This is a genomic window from Halopseudomonas sp. 4NH20-0008, assembly GCF_057548395.1.
Genome location: NZ_BAAJMD010000011.1, coordinates 59299 through 76617, shown reverse-complemented (window position 1 = coordinate 76617; position 17319 = coordinate 59299). Strand labels below are relative to the sequence as shown.

General features: G+C 55.7%; 12 protein-coding genes. 5 read left to right on the top strand and 7 right to left on the bottom strand.

Features of this window, described 5'->3' with window-relative positions; translation table 11 throughout:
• Window positions 1-164: 164 nt before the first annotated feature.
• The 5 genes from AC27HQ_RS12150 to AC27HQ_RS12130 form a co-directional block, all read right to left on the bottom strand.
• The gene (locus AC27HQ_RS12150) at window positions 165-1286 is read right to left on the bottom strand and encodes a beta-ketoacyl-ACP synthase III (protein ID WP_487156436.1); all 1122 of its coding nucleotides are present in this window, start codon (window positions 1284-1286) and stop codon (window positions 165-167) included.
• A gap of 88 nt (window positions 1287-1374) precedes the next feature.
• Window positions 1375-2280, bottom strand: coding sequence for an alpha/beta fold hydrolase (locus tag AC27HQ_RS12145; protein WP_487156435.1), 906 nt, complete (start codon window positions 2278-2280; stop codon window positions 1375-1377).
• A gap of 54 nt (window positions 2281-2334) precedes the next feature.
• Entirely contained in the window at window positions 2335-6231 is a 3897-nt protein-coding gene (gene hrpA / locus AC27HQ_RS12140; protein ID WP_487156506.1) for an ATP-dependent RNA helicase HrpA, read from the bottom strand.
• A 158-nt stretch (window positions 6232-6389) separates the two neighbouring features.
• Entirely contained in the window at window positions 6390-8078 is a 1689-nt protein-coding gene (gene fadD1, locus AC27HQ_RS12135) for a long-chain-fatty-acid--CoA ligase FadD1 (protein ID WP_487156434.1), read from the bottom strand.
• 248 nt (window positions 8079-8326) lie between these two features.
• Window positions 8327-10012 (bottom strand): long-chain-fatty-acid--CoA ligase, encoded by a 1686-nt coding sequence (locus tag AC27HQ_RS12130; RefSeq protein ID WP_487156433.1) that lies wholly within the window; start codon window positions 10010-10012, stop codon window positions 8327-8329.
• Between the two features lie 189 nt (window positions 10013-10201).
• Here AC27HQ_RS12130 and AC27HQ_RS12125 point away from each other — a divergent pair, with 189 nt between their 5' ends.
• Window positions 10202-11149: a lysophospholipase gene (locus AC27HQ_RS12125; RefSeq protein ID WP_487156432.1), complete on the top strand. Its 948-nt coding sequence runs from the start codon at window positions 10202-10204 to the stop codon at window positions 11147-11149.
• Window positions 11142-11612 (top strand): MaoC family dehydratase, encoded by a 471-nt coding sequence (locus AC27HQ_RS12120; protein WP_487156431.1) that lies wholly within the window; start codon window positions 11142-11144, stop codon window positions 11610-11612. The genes AC27HQ_RS12125 and AC27HQ_RS12120 overlap by 8 nt, the downstream gene beginning before the upstream one ends.
• Before the next feature lie 183 nt (window positions 11613-11795).
• Here AC27HQ_RS12120 and AC27HQ_RS12115 read toward each other — a convergent pair whose 3' ends face one another.
• Window positions 11796-12974, bottom strand: a complete 1179-nt coding sequence (locus tag AC27HQ_RS12115) for a vWA domain-containing protein (protein WP_487156430.1) — start codon at window positions 12972-12974, stop codon at window positions 11796-11798.
• Window positions 12975-12989: 15 nt separating this feature from the next.
• Window positions 12990-13835, bottom strand: coding sequence for an AAA family ATPase (locus tag AC27HQ_RS12110; protein ID WP_487156429.1), 846 nt, complete (start codon window positions 13833-13835; stop codon window positions 12990-12992).
• Window positions 13836-13980: 145 nt separating this feature from the next.
• On the opposite strand from AC27HQ_RS12110, the gene cysK reads away from it, so the two are divergent.
• The 3 genes from cysK to AC27HQ_RS12095 all read left to right on the top strand — a co-directional run bounded on the left by cysK (window position 13981) and on the right by AC27HQ_RS12095 (window position 17278).
• A complete protein-coding gene (gene cysK, locus AC27HQ_RS12105) occupies window positions 13981-14955 on the top strand; it encodes a cysteine synthase A (protein WP_487156428.1) in 975 nt (324 codons plus the stop codon).
• 119 nt (window positions 14956-15074) lie between these two features.
• Window positions 15075-16781 carry a bifunctional isocitrate dehydrogenase kinase/phosphatase gene (gene aceK, locus AC27HQ_RS12100; RefSeq protein WP_487156427.1) on the top strand — a complete coding sequence of 569 codons (1707 nt, stop codon included), beginning with the start codon at window positions 15075-15077 and terminating at the stop codon, window positions 16779-16781.
• Window positions 16782-17074: 293 nt separating this feature from the next.
• Complete coding sequence (locus tag AC27HQ_RS12095; protein ID WP_093392140.1) at window positions 17075-17278, top strand: cold-shock protein; 204 nt, start codon at window positions 17075-17077, stop codon at window positions 17276-17278.
• The last annotated feature ends 41 nt before the right edge of the window (window positions 17279-17319 follow it).

Genomic DNA, 17319 nt, shown 5'->3' with positions numbered 1-17319 from the left:
GATATGACAGTCGCGTTTCTGGATTGTGAAGATTTTAAGTCAGCGGAACTTTCTGCAGGTCAGCGGGTTCATGGCAACAGAATATCTGCCAGACATGACTGCTCGATGATCTTGCAGGCACAAAAAAACCGGCAATTGCCGGTTTTTTTACCAAGCCCGAGGGCTCAATGTTTACGCACAATAACGCTGCCAATCGAATAGCCTGCACCAAAGGAACAGATCACCCCATGGCTGCCGCTGGGCAAGTCATCCTGATGCTTGTGGAAGGCAATGATTGAACCAGCCGAACTGGTGTTGGCGTACTGATCAAGCACAACCGGCGCTTCATGCAACTCCGGGTCGCGACCCAGCAGCTTGCGGGCAATCAGCATGTTCATGTTCAGGTTGGCCTGGTGCAGCCAGAAGCGACGGATATCACTGATCGGCAGATTGAATTCCTGCAGGTGATGACCGATCAACTCGGCAACCATCGGGCAAACATCCTTGAATACCTTGCGGCCCTGCTGCACAAACAATTTATCCGGCTTGCCAACACTGCTGTCGTCTGCACGGTTGAGGAAACCGAAGTTGTTGCGGATATTATTCGAGAACTTGGTCAGCAACTTGGTCCCGAGAATATCGAACTGACAATCGGAGACAGCCTGATCAGCGCGCTCAATAATCACCGCAGTACAGGCATCGCCAAAGATAAAGTGACTGTCGCGGTCACAGAAATTCATGTGGCCGGTGCAGATCTCCGGATTGACCATGAGGATCGCGCGGGCCTGACCCAGCTGGACCGAGTTGGCGGCAACCTGGATACCGAAGGTGGCGGAAGAACAGGCCACATTCATATCAAAACCGAAGCCATCAATGCCCAGCGCTTCCTGCACCTCAACAGCAATAGCTGGATAGGCGCGTTGCAAATTCGAGCAGGCAACAATAACGCCATCGATATCAGCCGCCGTTCGGCCCGCCTTGGCCAGTGCCTCGGTAGCGGCCTTGACCGCCATTTCACAGAGAATTGACCACTCATCATTACTGCGCTCAGGGATATCCGGCTTCATGCGGTTGATATCCAGAATCCCGCTCTTGTTCATAACGTAGCGGCTTTTGATGCCTGAGGCTTTTTCGATGAAGTCGGTACTCGAGGGCGCCAGTTCGATAATCTCGCCGGCGGCAATAGCAGCGGCATTGTCACGATTGAATTGTGCGACATAGCCATTGAAGCTTTCTACCAGTTCTTCATTGCTGATGCTGTTGGCAGGCGTGTACAAACCTGTTCCGCTGATCACGACTTTCTGCACGGTCGGTCCTCTTGAAATGGATTTCTAATGGCGTCCAATCTCGTTTCGGACGCCTGCAACCGGCATGAACATCACATGCCTGTCACAATTAAGTGTAATGCTGATCTAGCCAAGCCAGAACCAGGGGGAAATGATCCTCTTCCGCCTGCGCATGGGTCAGCAGGTCGTTATGGCCATAGTGCCTGGCACAGCCGGTGCCCTTTTCCAGCAGCACGATCTGCGTATCATGTTTTCCCAACTCCCTGGCGAAGGCTTTGACATCATCAAAGTGTCCCAGATAACGGTCCTTGCTGCCGGCCAGATACAGGCTTGGCGGCCAGTTCAGTTGATCAAGTTGTAAAGCATAGTCGAAACCGTCTTCCAGATCACGCCATTCCCGGTCGCGAATCCAGTCCAGATTATCCCTGTGCATCCGGCAGGACTCGTCCTCCGAGCCGGCGCCGAGTGCGCGGGCTGGAATATAACCCTTGAAACGCCCGATAAGCCCGGAAACCCGCGCCCAAAGCAGATCGATCATCACCCACCGGCGAAAACTGCGCTGATGAATGACCCGTTTACAGGCAAAGTGCACCATGCCGGCTACCCTGGGCAACCAGTCCGGTTGACGGATCAGGGCACTGGCCAGCCAGACGCCCCCCCAGGAGTGACTACCGAGAAACAGGCGCTGACCGGGATAGAAGCTGTCAATCATCTCCAGCAAGGCCGGTATGTCTTCGGTAATCACCTGGCGCTGACTGACTTCAAGACCCGGTTTGAGCTCAGGCGTGCTGGCGCCATGGGCGCGTATATCCGGGACAAAGACGTCAAATCCCTTCGCCGCCAGCCAGGGCGCAAAGCCCTTGCCGGTGCGCGAATAGAAGATACGTCCATCCTCGACCAGCCCATGCAACAGCAAAACCGGCACAGTCGCGGACTCCGTGCGAAAGCGCTGAACATGCAGGCTGACGTCCGGGCTGATGCTGACCTGCAGGGATGAAGAGACGATCTCGGACACGCTAGCCAACCTTATGCCAATACCTTGGCCATGAGTGTAACCAAAGTTCAAATCTCACGTTGTGATTTCCTGCCAAAGTTTGCCAAGGCGTTTGGCCGACACCGGGAAACGGGTGCCCAGTTGCTGGGCAAACAGTGAGACCCGGTATTCTTCAAGCAGCCAGCGCCATTGCAACAGACGCTCATCGTTACGCCCTTCCTGCTCGAGCTTTTGCTGCCGGGCCTGCCACTGACCAGTCAATTGTTGCAACTCATCGCTCCAGACCCGATCGCGTTGTACCTGTGCGGGCAGTTTGTCCAGACGCAGCTCGATAGCCTGCAAATATCGGACGTACTGGCTTAGCCACTCGGCAGGCACCTCGCGGACAAAGCCGCGATAAACCAGCGCGGCACTTTGCCCGCGGATGTCATTCAGAGCCAGGGCCCAACTCAGGTCAATCTTGCCTTTCAGACGTTTTTGAATGCCATGCCAGGCCTTGAGGATGCCCAGAACCTCAACCGACAGCTTTTCAGCGAAGTCCACCAGCGTCGCGCGTCCCGCCTCTGCACAGGCCTGCAAGGCCTGCGGATCCCGCGGCAAGGCAGGCTGGTCTGCCAGGCAGGCGCGATCCAGCGCCGCCAGCAACAGATCATCCATCAGTTGCTGCTGGGTACCCAGTTCACGGTAGTAAAGCGCCGCTTCCTTGAGGGCGGGCAACTTTTGCCTGAGATAACGTACCTGCTCGTTCATCCGCTGCATCAACAACCGTTGCACACCCCGGCGGTGCGCCTGCTCAGCTTGCAACGGCATATCAAAAAGCTGCTCGACCACCTGATCGCCCTGCTCCACCCAGGCCGGCCAGAACGTCACCTGAATACCCGCCTGCTGACGCTCGACCTGTTCAGACAGGGCATAGTCTCCAGGCACCCCGGTCGGTTTCTTGGGCTCCTGGGGGGCAGACTGGTTGGCTAACGCTGACTGCGGCTGCGCCGCAAGTTGACTGCATAGGGCGCCCAGATCACGCCCGGCGGCAATGGGCTGGCCCTGGGCATCCAGCACCTCGATGCGCAGCCGCAGGTGAGCCTCCAGCTGCGTATCAGTCCAGCTGTCATCATCCACCCGCGTACCGGTCATACGCGTCAACTCACGACCCAACACCTGGGTCAACTGGCCCTCGCCGAAGGGCATGCGTTCTAGCGCGGCACGGACAAAGTCAGGTACCGGGACAAAGTTCTTGCGCAGTGATTTGGGCAGATTGCGTACCAGGGCCACGCATTTGTCGAACAGCAAGCCGGGCACCAGCCAATCCAGCCTCTCAGCAGGCAACTGGCGCAACAAGGCGGCGGGCACCCTGAGTGTCACGCCATCGGCCTCGTGCCCCGGCTCGAAGTGGTAAGTGAGAGGCAAGGCAACCTGCTGCCAGCGCCACAGATCCGGGAACTGGTCAACGCTGACCTCTCCGGCATTACGTTGCAGCAGATCTTCGCGACGCATGTGCAGGATGTGCGGTTCGGTCTCAGTCGCTCGTTTCAACCAGCGCTCAAAGCTGGCCAGCTGGTAGATGCCCTGGGGAATATGCCGGTCGAAATAACCAAACAGGGTTTCTTCATCGACCAGAATGTCACGCCGCCGGGACTTGGCTTCGAGTTCGTCGAGCTCTGCCAGCAGTGCCCGGTTGGCTTTATCAAAGGCTGCACGACCATGCCACTCACCCTCGACCAGGGCCCGCCGAATAAATATTTCCCGGGCCGCGACGGGGTCGATCGGGCCGAAATGCACCTTGCGCCTGGGTACGATGATCAGCCCGAACAGGGTAACTTGCTCAAAAGCGACCACCTGCCCACGTTTCTTTTCCCAGTGCGGCTCACTGTGGCTGGTCTTGCTCAGATGAGCCGCCAGCGGCTCCACCCAGAGCGGGTCGATCTTGGCCGCCAGGCGACCATAGAGGCGACGGGTTTCAGTCAGTTCTGCGACCATCACCCAGGCCGGACGCTTCTTGGCCAGTGCCGATGAGGGGTGCAGCATAAAACGCCGTTGCCGGGCGCCCAGGTAGTCGCCCTCCTCGGTTTTATTGCCCAACTGACTGAGCAAGCCTGCCAGCAAGGCCTGGTGCACGGCATCATCGGACGCCGCTTGGGGATTGCGTTGCAGCTCCAGTTCGCGGCAGGTCAACAGCAACTGGCGGTGCGTCTCGCGCCATTCACGCAGACGCAGAAAATTCAGGAAATTGCGGCGGCACCAGCTGCGCAATTGACTTTGGCTCAGGGCCTGACGCTGCTCTTCGTAACCGCGCCAGAGATTGATGAAGGCAGCGAAGTCAGAGTTCTCATCCTTCCACTGCGCATGGGCCTGATCGGCAGCCTGCTGACGCTCGAGCGGGCGTTCGCGCGGATCCTGCACCGCCAGCGCACTGGCAATCACCAGCACTTCTTCAAGACTGCCATTGGCGCTGGCCGCCAGCAGCATGCGTCCAATACGCGGATCCACCGGCAGACGGGCCAATTGACGACCTACCTCGCTGATACCGCCCTCGCGGTCAACTGCACCCAGCTCCTGCAGCAAGGTAAAACCGTCACTGATAGCACGACTGTCAGGTGGCTCGATAAAGGGAAAATCCTCGATCCGGCCAAGACGCAGATGCAGCATCTGCAGAATCACCGCCGCCAGATTGGTACGCAGAATTTCCGGATCGGTAAAGGCCGGCCGCAGATTGAAGTCAGATTCACTGTAAAGTCGTACGCAGATACCGGCGGCTACCCGGCCACAACGGCCTTTGCGCTGGTTGGCACTGGCCTGTGAAATGGCCTCGACCGGCAAACGCTGAACCTTTGAACGCGGACTGTAGCGACTGATCCGCGCCTCACCCGGATCAATCACATAGACAATGCCCGGCACCGTCAATGAGGTTTCGGCCACGTTGGTAGCCAGTATCACCCGCCGTCCGGCATGGCTGGCAAAGATCCGTTGTTGCTCGGAAACCGACAAACGCGCGTACAGCGGCAGTATCTCGGTATGTCGCAGATTGACCTTGCGCAGATAGTCAGCCGTATCACGGATCTCACGCTCGCCGGGCAGAAACACCAGTGCGTCACCGGGGGGCTGCCCGCTGGCCCGTTCATGCTGTTCCAGTTCGCGCAAGGCCGCGACGATGGCCTGGTCAATACTCAGATCTTCTTCGACCCGATTGCCCTCTTCATCGACTTCGGCACTGAGCGGCCGATACCAGACATCCACTGGAAAGGTCCGGCCGGATACTTCAATGATCGGCGCATTGTCGAAATGGGCGGAAAACCGCTCAAGGTCAATGGTCGCCGAGGTAATGATCAGCTTGAGGTCAGGCCGCCGCGCCAGCATGGTCTTCAGGTAACCGAGCAGAAAATCAATATTCAGGCTGCGCTCATGGGCTTCATCGATGATGAGGGTGTCATAGCGCTCCAGAAAGCGATCATGCTGGGTTTCCGCCAGCAGGATGCCGTCGGTCATCAGCTTGACCAGACTGGTGTCACGGCTCTGGTCGGTAAAGCGCACCTGAAAGCCGACCAGCTCACCCAGAGGCGTGCCAATTTCCTCGGCAACCCGGCTGGCGACACTGCGCGCTGCCAGACGGCGCGGCTGGGTATGGCCAATCAGTCCGTGACTGCCACGCCCCAGCTCCAGACAGATCTTGGGAATCTGCGTGGTTTTACCCGAGCCCGTTTCACCGGCAATTACTACCACCTGATGTGCCGCTATAGCTGCCTTGATTTCGTCGCGCTTTGCCGCAATCGGCAGGCTATCGTCATAGCGTATTGAGGGAATGCTGGCGCGCCGTGCAGACGCCTTGGCACAGGAGGCTTGCAAACGTTTAAGCCACCTGGCCAGAGCCTGTGGCTCAGGGGTTTGACCAAGCTTGTGCCACTCCCGACGCAGTTTGTGTCGGTCAGCCACCATCGCCTGGTCGAGTTGCTGGTTCAGTTCCTGAGGGTCGGTCATGGGCATTGAGCAGGGATCTTGGTGGTCGAGTTTAAGGCTACAGACAGTCCATATCTGATTTGCCGGATCAGCGCGCATTCATTGCATTGGAGGCAAAAAAACACCCCGTACGGCATTGCCGAACGGGGTGTATTGTCGCAAAGAAGTACGCTGAAGTGTTACTTGGAAGCCAGCTTCTTCAGCTCTTCATCACGTAGCTCGCGACGCAGAATCTTGCCAACGTTGGTGGTCGGCAAGGCATCACGGAACTCGACCAGACGCGGCACTTTGTAGGCTGTCAAGTTGTCACGCATATGCGCCTTGACCTGCTCTTCGCTCAACTCGGCGCCAGGGGCCTTGACCAGAAAGACCTTGATCGCCTCACCCGACTTCTCGTCCGGCACACCAATGGCGGCACATTGGGCCACGCCCGGAATGGCGGCCATGACATCTTCCAGTTCATTGGGATAAACATTGAAACCGGAGACCAGAATCATGTCCTTCTTGCGATCAACGATACGCAGAAAACCATCGTCCTGGATAATCGCGATATCACCGGTTTTCAGCCAACCCTCGGCATCCAGCATCTCTGCGGTCGCTTCGGGACGTTGCCAGTAGCCTTTCATCACCTGGGGACCCTTGACGCAGAGCTCACCGCGCTCACCCAGAGCAACCTCATTGCCGTCATCGTCGATGATCTTGCACAGGGTTGAAGGTACCGGGATACCAATCGTACCAATTTGAATCGCATCAATCGGATTAACCGTGGCCACCGGGCTGGTTTCGGTCATCCCGTAACCTTCACAGATATTGCAGCCGGTTACCTTCTCCCAGCGCTCAGCGGTAGCCAACTGCAAGGCCATGCCGCCGGACAGGGTAACCTTGAATTTGCTGAAATCCAGATTGCGGAAAGCTTCATCGTTGCACAGCGCAACGAACAGGGTATTCAAACCGACAAAACCCGTGAACTTGAACTTGGACAATTCCTTGACGAAGGCCGGGATATCCCGTGGGTTGGTGATCAGTATGTTGTGATTACCGCTGATCATCATGGCCATGCAATGAAAGGTGAAAGCGTAAATGTGGTACAGCGGCAAGGGGCAAATGATCACCTCTTCGCCATCATGCATGTTGGCACCCATCAACGCCTTGCTTTGCAACATATTGGCGACCAGGTTGCGATGAGTCAGCATGGCGCCCTTGGCAACACCCGTCGTACCGCCGGTGTATTGCAAGACGGCAATATCGCCGTTGTCCGGATTGGCTTCCTGGAAGCTCAAGCCCTTGCCTTTGGCCATGGCATCGTTGAAGCGTACCATGCCAGGGATGTTATAAGCCGGCACCATCTTCTTGACATGCTTGATTATGGTATTGACCAGCAGGCGCTTGAGCGGTGGCAACATGTCACCCACTTCGGTAACGATGACCTGCTTGACGCCGGTTTTGGGTACAACCTGCTCGGCCAGGTGGGCCATATTGGCCAGGCAGACCAAGGCCTTTGCACCGGAGTCATTGAACTGATGCTCCATTTCCCGCGCGGTGTAGAGCGGGTTGGTATTAACAACCACATAGCCGGCGCGCATGGCACCGAAAACCGCTATCGGATACTGCAAGACATTGGGCATCTGGATGGCAATCCGGTCTCCTTGCTGCAGGCCACTGTGTTTCTGCAAGTAGGCCGCAAATTGGCCGGACAAGGCGTAGAGCTCGCCGTAGGTGATGGTTTTACCCAGATTAGTGAAAGCCGGCTTGCTGGCGAATCGCTGGCAGGACTCTTTTAATACGGCAAGAATGTTGGGGTACTGATCCGGATTGATCTCGGTGGGGACGCCCGCCGGATATTTGTCTTTCCAGAAATTCTCAAGCATGGATGCCAGCTCCTGAACGTGTTCGACCCCGTAGTGGCCGACTCTGTCTTATGGGTTATATGCAGAAACACGCTTTCCGACGAAAATCGTGAACATTCGTCCCAGCAAAGTCGAAAAGTGGTCGAAGACTAGCAGTTTTTACCCGTACAGACCAGTATCCGGCGCGTGCATAAGTGTCAGCCAGGACATCAGAGGGAGGCAGCATAAATACTCCGCTGCAAACCGGCTTGCAGCGGAGTATTGCCCTGTCAGTTGTCGCGTAGTTCGCGACGCAGGATCTTGCCGACGGGGGTCATTGGCAGTGATTCACGGATTTCGTAATGCTTGGGTACTTTGTAACCGGTGAAATTGGCTCGGCAATAAGCCTTGAGTTCGTCAATGCTAAGGTCCGCTGCGCTGGGGACAACGAACAGCTTGACTGCCTCACCGGACTTTTCATCCGGCACACCAATGGCAGCGGCATTGGCCACCTTGGGATGGGCCGCAACCACGTCTTCGATTTCATTCGGGTAAACGTTAAAACCGGAAACAATGATCAGGTCCTTGATACGGTCGACAATCGAGACGAAACCGTCTTCATCGATTACCGCCACGTCACCGGTTTTCAGCCAGCCCTCGGCATCAATGATTTCCGCTGTGGCGTCAGGGCGCTGCCAGTAACCCTTCATGACCTGTGGCCCTTTGACACACAACTCACCGCGCTCACCAATACCCAACTCGCGACCTTCCTCATCAATGACCTTGATCGCAGTACCAGCAACCGGCAGGCCAACGCTACCCAGACGAGCAAGTCCATCACCTGGGCTGGAACACACCACCGGCGAACATTCTGTCAGGCCGTAACCTTCGCCAATACGGCTCTTGGTGCGGCTTTCCCAGCGCTCAGCCGTGGCCTTGACCAGTGCGGTACCACCCGAGGTCGTACCCTTGAGATGCGAGAAGTCAACCTGGTCGAACTCAGGGTGTTCCATCAGAGCGACGAACAAGGTGTTCAAGCCAACCATGGAAGCAAACTTCCACTTCTTCAGTTCCTTGATAAAACCGGGAATATCGCGCGGATTGGTGATCAGCACGTTGTGGTAACCGGCCAGCATCATGCACATGCAATTCGCGGTGAAGGCGAAGATATGGTAGAGCGGCAAAGGGGCAATGATGACTTCACTGCCATCACTCATGATCTTCTTGCCGTCCTTGTCCAGCTGCTGCATGTTGGCATAGACCTGCAACATGTTGGCCACCAGGTTGCCATGGGTCAGCATGGCACCCTTAGAGGGGCCGGTTGTACCACCGGTGTACTGCAATACCGCCACATCATCCAGCGTCTTGGTCACGGCGTTTGGCGATTTGCCTTTGGCGGCTTTGAGCGCAGCCTTGAAGGAGATGGCCTGTGGCAATTTGAAAGCCGGAACCATTTTCTTCACTTTCTTGACCACGGTATTGACCAGCCAGCCTTTGAAGCCCGGCAGCATGTCACCCATACGTGCTTCAAAGAGGTATTTCAAATCCGTATCGGGGAGCACTTCCTCGACCAGGTGGCCAAACAGATTCATGTAAATCAGCGCCTTGGCACCGGAATCCTTGAATTGATGGCGCATTTCACGGGCGGTATAGAGGGGATTGGTATTGACCACAATTAGGCCGGCGCGAATGGCGCCAAAAACCGCTACAGGGAACTGAAGAACGTTAGGCATCTGAATGGCGATGCGATCGCCTGGCTGCAGATCCGTGTGCGTCTGCAGATAGCTGGCAAAGTTACCGGACAACCGATCAAGGTCACCATAAGTGATGGTGGTATCCATATTGGTAAAGGCCGGGCGATCGGCATAGGTCTTACAGGAGCGCTCAAACACGTCGATAATGGAACTGTACTGCGTCAAATCAATATCGTTGGGTACGCCTGGCGGTCGTTTATCGCTCCAGAATGCTGCTTCCATTATTATTGTCCTCTTTTCCCGATGAAATGCTCTGGGATGAATGTGTCTTCATTTCCCGTTGGTTAGTACCGGATGAATAGGTTGTCATCCGGCTCATGTCTGTGCGTAACTCGCAAAATTACCAGTATTGCCATGAAACACAAAACCCTGTTCTGTTTCATTTGGTAGCGGATAAGGAGAATAACAAGAATGCACTACCAAAATCGCTGGCTAACCACAGCAGATGAAAGAAAGATTTTGATGCACCAATGGCAACCGGCCTCAGATACACCGCGCGCCCTGGTTATGATCAGCCATGGCATGGCAGAACATGCACAGCGTTACGCCAGACTGGCAAAACAACTTTGCGCCAAAGGGATGCTGGTTACTGCATTGGATCAACGTGGCCACGGTGCAAGCGGATTACAAGATCGCTGCGGGCATTTTGCCGATCAGGATGGCTGGTCCAAAGTGTGCAGTGATATTGGTCTGTTACTGACGGCGTCGAAACGTCTTGCTCCTGGGTGCAAAGTCATATTGCTGGGTCATAGCATGGGCTCCTATATTGCCCAGGGCTATGCTCTGGATAACAGCCAGTCAATTGATCTACTGATACTCAGCGGCAGCAATGCGCACCCGCCGGCGCTCAGTTACATTGGCCGTCTGGCCGCCCGAATTGAAGGTGCCATTCGCGGCCAGGCTGTCCCGGCCCTGAGCCTTAACCGCCTGAGTTTTGGTCAGTTCAATAATGCCTTCAAGCCAAACCGAACCGAGTTCGACTGGCTGAGTCGCGATTCCGCCGAAGTGGATGCCTATATCGCCGATCCGCTCTGCGGTTTCGCCGTCAGCGCCAGGCTCTGGCAAGACCTGTTTCATGGCCTGCTGGCCATTGCACGGCAAGCCAACCTGGCGCGCATCAGGCACGACCTGCCAGTGTTGATCATCGGCGGCAGTGCCGACCCGGTCAGTGCCGGTAATGGCCTGCACAAGCTTCAGCAAAGACTCTTGTGTGCAGGACTGACAGAGGTGCAACTGCGCCTGTATGATGGCGCCCGCCATGAAGTCTTCAACGAAACCAACCGCGCGCAAATCACCCGTGATCTGCTCGATTGGCTGGACCAACATCTAGCACTAACACCGGAGCTTAACCATGTCTGAACTGGAAAACCGCCCCTATGACGAACTGGCTGTCGGCGACAAGGCCAGCATTCAACATCATGTCAGTGAGCGCGATCTTATTCTGTTTGCCGAGGTATCCGGCGACGTCAATCCGGTGCACCTGGACGAAGGTTTTGCCGCCACGACCCCGTTCAAGGGCCGCATAGCCCATGGCATGTTTTCCGGCGCCCTGATTTCCGCTGCCATTGCCTGTGAACTACCTGGTCCAGGCAGCATCTACATCGGCCAGGAACTCAGCTTCATGCGTCCGGTGCGCCTCGAAGACGACATCCGTATCGAACTGGAAATCCTTGAAAAGCTGCCAAAAAACCGTGTGAAAATTGCTACCCGGGTATTCAACCAGGATGGCAAACAGGTGGTTGATGGTGTGGCAACGGTGATGGCGCCGACGGAGAAGGTCAAGGTCGCGAAGCCGGTATTGGCGGCAGTGACGGTGGGTTGAGCGCTGCAAGCTGCAAGCTGCAAGCTGCAAGCTGCAAGCTGCAAGCTGCAAGAGTGGAGCTTTTAGCGCCCTCGCCGTCAACAGGTCGTTGACAGAAAAAACTTAAAAACCACCGAAACTCCGACGCCTTTAACTTACAGCTTGCAGCTTAAAACTTGCCGCTCCTGAGCAAATAGCCCTCGGCTATTTGCTCAGGTACCTCATCCCCTGCTCCAACCCTTCCAGGGTCAGCGGATACATCCGGTCTTCGATCAGATCACGGATGATGCGCGTCGACGTGGTGTATTCCCAGGCGTCCTTGGGATAGGGATTTATCCAGATCATCTTTTTGTACTTCTCCATGAAACGCTGAATCCAGACGTGGCCCGGCTCTTCGTTCCAGTGCTCTACGCTGCCGCCCGGCTGGGTGATTTCATAGGGCGCCATGGCCGCATCGCCGACAAACACAACCTTGTAATCCGCTCCGTACTTGTGCAGCAGATCGATGGTTGCCGTGCGTTCGTTGGTGCGGCGCAGGTTGTTCTTCCAGACTGATTCGTAAATGCAGTTATGGAAGTAGAAGTACTCAAGATGCTTGAACTCGGTTCGGCAGGCAGAAAACAGTTCCTCACAGACCTTGATATGCGAATCCATCGAGCCGCCAATATCAAACAGCAGCAGCAGTTTGACGGCATTGCGACGCTCCGGACGCATCTGGATATTCAGCAGGCCGGCATCCCGCGCGGTGTGATCGATGGTGCCATCGATATCCAGCTCATCGGCGGCGCCCGTTCGGGCAAACTTGCGCAGACGGCGCAGGGCCACCTTGATATTGCGTGTGCCAAGTTCGACCTGATCGTCGAGGTTCTTGTACTCGCGCTGATCCCAGACCTTGACTGCCTTGCCCTGACGCTTGCCGGCATCACCGACGCGAATACCCTCAGGGTTGAAGCCGCCTGAGCCAAAGGGGCTGGTGCCACCGGTACCGACCCACTTGTTCCCGCCTTCATGACGCTCTTTCTGTTCTTCCAGGCGCTTTTTGAACTCTTCGATCAATTTGTCCAGGCCGCCGAGGGATTGAATCTTTTCGCGTTCCTCGTCGGTCAGCAAACGCTCGAACTCCTTGCGCAGCCAGTCTTCCGGTATCAGCGCTTCAAGCAATTGATCCAGGTTCTGCAAGCCCTTGAAGTAAGCGCCGAAGGCACGGTCAAACTTGTCGAAATGGCGTTCGTCCTTGACCATCACGGTGCGCGCCAGATAATAGAACTCATCCATGTCGGCAAACACCACGTGGTGCTTGAGTGCGCCAATCAGGTCGAGCAGTTCCCGGACCGATACCGGTACCTTGGCCGCACGCATTTCATTGAACAAGCCCAGTAACATCGGCCATCTCCCCTTTTAGCGGTTCTGACGACGGGTCATGAAGGCCAGGCGCTCAAGCAGCTGGACGTCCTGCTCATTTTTCACCAGTGCGCCATACAGCGGCGGAATCGCCTTGGTCGGATCGCGGTCACGCAGCACGGCTTCCGGAATCTGATCAGCCATCAGCAGTTTCAGCCAGTCAACCAGTTCCGAGGTAGACGGCTTCTTCTTCAGGCCGGGCACCTTGCGCACATCAAAGAAGATGTCCATGGCCTCAGCCACCAGCTCCTTCTTGATGTTCGGGTAGTGCACATCAACGATACGCTGCATGGTGTTGCGATCGGGAAAGGCAATGTAATGGAAGAAGCAGCGACGCAGGAAGGCGTCCGGCAGTTCCTTTTCATTATTCGAGGTGATGATGATGATCGGGCGCTGGGTCGCCTTGATGGTTTCATTGGTCTCGTAAACAAAGAACTCCATCTTGTCGAGTTCCTGCAGCAGGTCGTTGGGGAACTCGATGTCGGCCTTGTCGATTTCGTCAATCAGCAGGATGACCTTTTCCTTGCTTTCAAAGGCTTCCCATAACTTGCCTTTCTTGATGTAGTTGCGCACATCGTGAACCTTGTCGGTACCCAGTTGCGAGTCACGCAGACGGCTCACCGCATCATATTCATACAGTCCCTGATGGGCCTTGGTGGTGGACTTGATATGCCAAGTGATCAACCGTGCCCCCATGGACTCGGCCAACTGCTCTGCCAGCATGGTCTTGCCGGTACCTGGCTCACCCTTGACCAGCAGCGGCCGCTCCAGGGTAATCGCGGCATTGACCGCCAGTTTCAAATCATCTGTGGCAACGTAGGCGTCTGTACCTTCGAATTTCATGCGGGCTGTCCTCGAAAAATCGCTGTTGACTGCTGTCATGCTGACAGCTTCAGGCAAAACACGACTATAACGTGAGGGTAGGCGCACTGTGAACCGAGATGTAGTATTCAGTCACTGAATGATGACAACCAACCGAGGCATGCTCATGGCCAAGATATTCGCTGACAACTCACAATCAATCGGAAATACCCCCCTGGTTCAGATCAATCGTCTTGGGCCAGCTGGCGTCACAATTCTGGCCAAGATCGAGGGCAGAAACCCGGCCTACTCGGTGAAATGCCGTATTGGCGCAAGCATGATCTGGGATGCGGAAAAATCCGGGCGTCTGAAACCAGGGATGACTATCGTCGAGCCCACTTCCGGCAATACCGGTATTGGTCTGGCCTTTGTGGCCGCAGCACGGGGTTACAAACTGATCCTCAGCATGCCCTCTTCCATGAGTCTCGAGCGACGCAAGGTACTCAAGGCCCTTGGCGCCGAGCTGGTCTTGACCGATCCGGCCAAGGGCATGAAAGGCGCTATCCAGGCGGCCCAAGAGATTGCCGACAGCGATCCGGCCAAGCATATACTGCTGCAACAGTTCGAAAATCCAGCCAACCCAGCTATCCACGAACAAACCACAGGTCCGGAAATATGGAATGATACCGATGGCAGCATCGATGTCCTGGTGGCCGGCGTAGGGACAGGCGGCACCATCACCGGCGTGTCGCGCTATATAAAGCAGCAGTGTGGCAAAGCCATCCTGTCGGTCGCGGTCGAACCCGTCAGCTCGCCTGTGATCACCCAGACCATTGACGGCGACGAAGTCAAACCGGCACCGCACAAGATTCAGGGCATAGGCGCCGGCTTTGTGCCCGGTAACCTGGATCTGTCGCTGGTCGACCGTGTCGAGCAGGTGACGGATGAAGAATCCAAAACCATGGCGCTACGACTGATGCGCGAAGAAGGCATCCTCTGCGGTCTATCTTGCGGTGCCGCCATGGCTGCAGCCGTCCGAATCGCACAGGAACCCGGCATGCAAGGCAAAACGCTGGTCGTCATTCTGCCCGATTCTGGCGAGCGTTATCTGAGCACCATGTTGTTCAGTGACCTGTTCACCGACAGTGAAAACCAGCAGTAATCACGGTGCCCTGTGCCGCCTTGCTGCACAGGGCCGGGCCTGAACAACCTGCCCCCCCTTTCGCTGGTGCGCCTGAATAGCTATTCTGCGGCTATTCACTGCAAAGGCGCACCCTTATCATGCTGCATTCCCCCGAACACATCGCCCGGCAAATACTGCACGGCTTTGATCAATACCGCCATGCCTTCCGCGAGATAACCGGCGGCGCCCGCCAACGCTTTGAGCAGGCTGACTGGAATGCGGTGCAGGAGGCCTCGACTGCCCGGATCAATCTATACGAGCAATGCGTGTTTACAACCTCCGCGGAGCTCAAGGCTGACAACCAAGCCAATAAAGTCATGGATGCGGCTCGCTGGCCCGCCATTCGCCTGGCCTATATTGATGTCATAGAGCCGCGCTTTGACGATGAGCTTGCAGAAACCTGGTTCAATTCGATCTTTACCAGCCTGCACAAGCACGAGCTGATAAGCGACGAAACCATGTTTGTGCACAGCACCCGGCCGCCAACCCGCCAACCTTCACGCATACCCCTGACACGGGGTTTCATATCCGATGGCTCGCTGGACGGGCTGGTCAGACAGATTCTTGACGAGCACAGCTTTGATGCACCCTGGGCAGATTTTGAAGCCGACTGCCGCATGATCGTCGAACAGCTGGGTCAAGGCTTGCCGGAATGGGCACAGCATGATCGTGGACTGACCATCGAACTGATTCAGTCGGTCTTCTATCGCAACAAGGGGGCTTATCTGGTCGGCCGGGTGATCAGCCAGCAGGAACAATGGCCCTTTGTACTGCCGCTGATTCACCGCGATCACGAGGGGATACGCGTGGACACCGTGATTACTGATGAATCCCAGGTGTCCATCATCTTCTCTTTCACGCGGTCCTATTTCATGGTGGATGTGCCGGTACCGGCGGAAATGGTCGCTTTTCTCAAGCGCCTCCTGCCCGGCAAACACATTGCTGAGCTCTACACTGCAATAGGCTTTTATCGGCAAGGCAAATCCGAGTTTTACCGCGCACTGATCGGCCACCTGGCCAAGAGTGATGACCGTTTCATCATGGCACCCGGTGTGCGTGGCATGGTGATGAGCGTATTTACCCTGCCCGGCTTCAATACCGTCTTCAAGATCATCAAGGACAAGTTTGCACCATCAAAAAACATTGACCGCGCAACCGTGTTTGATCGCTATCGTCTGGTCAAGCGCCACGATCGCGTGGGCCGCCTGGCCGATACGCAGGAGTTTGCCGACTTTCGTTTTCCCCGCGACCGCTTTGAACCCGAATGTCTGGCTGAGCTGCTGGAAGTTGCCCCGTCCACGGTAATAGAAGAAGGTGATGTCATCCTGGTCCGGCATTGCTGGACCGAGCGACGCATGACACCACTGAACATTTACCTGGAGAACGCCAGCGAAACCCAAACCCGTGAAGCCCTGGTGGATTATGGCAACGCCATCAAGGAACTGGCCGCAGCCAACATCTTTCCCGGCGACATGCTGCTGAAGAACTTTGGCGTCACCCGACACGGACGTGTGGTGTTTTATGACTACGACGAAATCAGCTATCTCACTGAAGTGAATTTCCGGCAGATTCCCGAAGCCATGTACCCGGAACAGGAAATGGCTTCTGAGCCCTGGTACTCGGTCGGCCCCAACGATGTGTTTCCCGAAGAGTTCCCGGTATTTCTGTTTGCCGACATCCGCCACCGCAAACTCTTTGCCAGCCTGCACGGCAACATCTTTGAAGCGAGCTTCTGGAAGGGATTGCAGGACTGCATTCGGGCAGGCCAGATGATTGATGTTTTCCCTTACCGCAGGCCCTCCTGAGCAGATTTCAGACAAACGGTATTGATGAAACAAAATTATTTACGTTTGGGGGTGTTATTTCCACAATCTGTCGTATACTGAATTTCGCTTGTTTTGTGCTTGTCGCCCCGAAAAGCTTTAGCTTGACAGGGTGTACTTAAAGGCGCAGAGTGAGCGCGTAGGTTTTCAAGATAGAGTAGTAGGCTGCAAGCGCACTTTTCAGTACGTAAGTTTGTCATTCTCGTGATCTTTGATTCCCCGCGCGACAATTGAGCATTGCTCAAGTATTTTTTAATTTGATAGGAATTACCGAAATGGCAACTGGTACAGTTAAGTGGTTCAACGACACTAAAGGTTTTGGCTTCATTACTCCGGACGGTGGTGGAGACGACCTGTTCGCCCACTTCTCCGAGATCAAAGTCCAGGGCTTCAAGTCCCTTGCTGAAAACCAGAAGGTATCTTTCGATATCACTACTGGTCCTAAGGGCAAGCAAGCTGCAAACATTCAGATCATCTAATCCCTGATCTCGAATGAAAGCCCGGCTCCGGCCGGGTTTTT

Bases quoted from the DNA above. Each gene is read 5' to 3' on its own strand.
- hrpA (WP_487156506.1), bottom strand. From the start codon at position 6,231: ATGACCGACCCTCAGGAACTGAACCAGCAACTCGACCAGGCGATGGTG.
- fadD1 (WP_487156434.1), bottom strand. From the start codon at position 8,078: ATGCTTGAGAATTTCTGGAAAGACAAATATCCGGCGGGCGTCCCCACC.
- AC27HQ_RS12130 (WP_487156433.1), bottom strand. From the start codon at position 10,012: ATGGAAGCAGCATTCTGGAGCGATAAACGACCGCCAGGCGTACCCAAC.
- AC27HQ_RS12125 (WP_487156432.1), top strand. From the start codon at position 10,202: ATGCACTACCAAAATCGCTGGCTAACCACAGCAGATGAAAGAAAGATT.
- AC27HQ_RS12120 (WP_487156431.1), top strand. From the start codon at position 11,142: ATGTCTGAACTGGAAAACCGCCCCTATGACGAACTGGCTGTCGGCGAC.
- AC27HQ_RS12115 (WP_487156430.1), bottom strand. From the start codon at position 12,974: ATGTTACTGGGCTTGTTCAATGAAATGCGTGCGGCCAAGGTACCGGTA.
- AC27HQ_RS12110 (WP_487156429.1), bottom strand. From the start codon at position 13,835: ATGAAATTCGAAGGTACAGACGCCTACGTTGCCACAGATGATTTGAAA.
- cysK (WP_487156428.1), top strand. From the start codon at position 13,981: ATGGCCAAGATATTCGCTGACAACTCACAATCAATCGGAAATACCCCC.
- aceK (WP_487156427.1), top strand. From the start codon at position 15,075: ATGCTGCATTCCCCCGAACACATCGCCCGGCAAATACTGCACGGCTTT.
- AC27HQ_RS12095 (WP_093392140.1), top strand. From the start codon at position 17,075: ATGGCAACTGGTACAGTTAAGTGGTTCAACGACACTAAAGGTTTTGGC.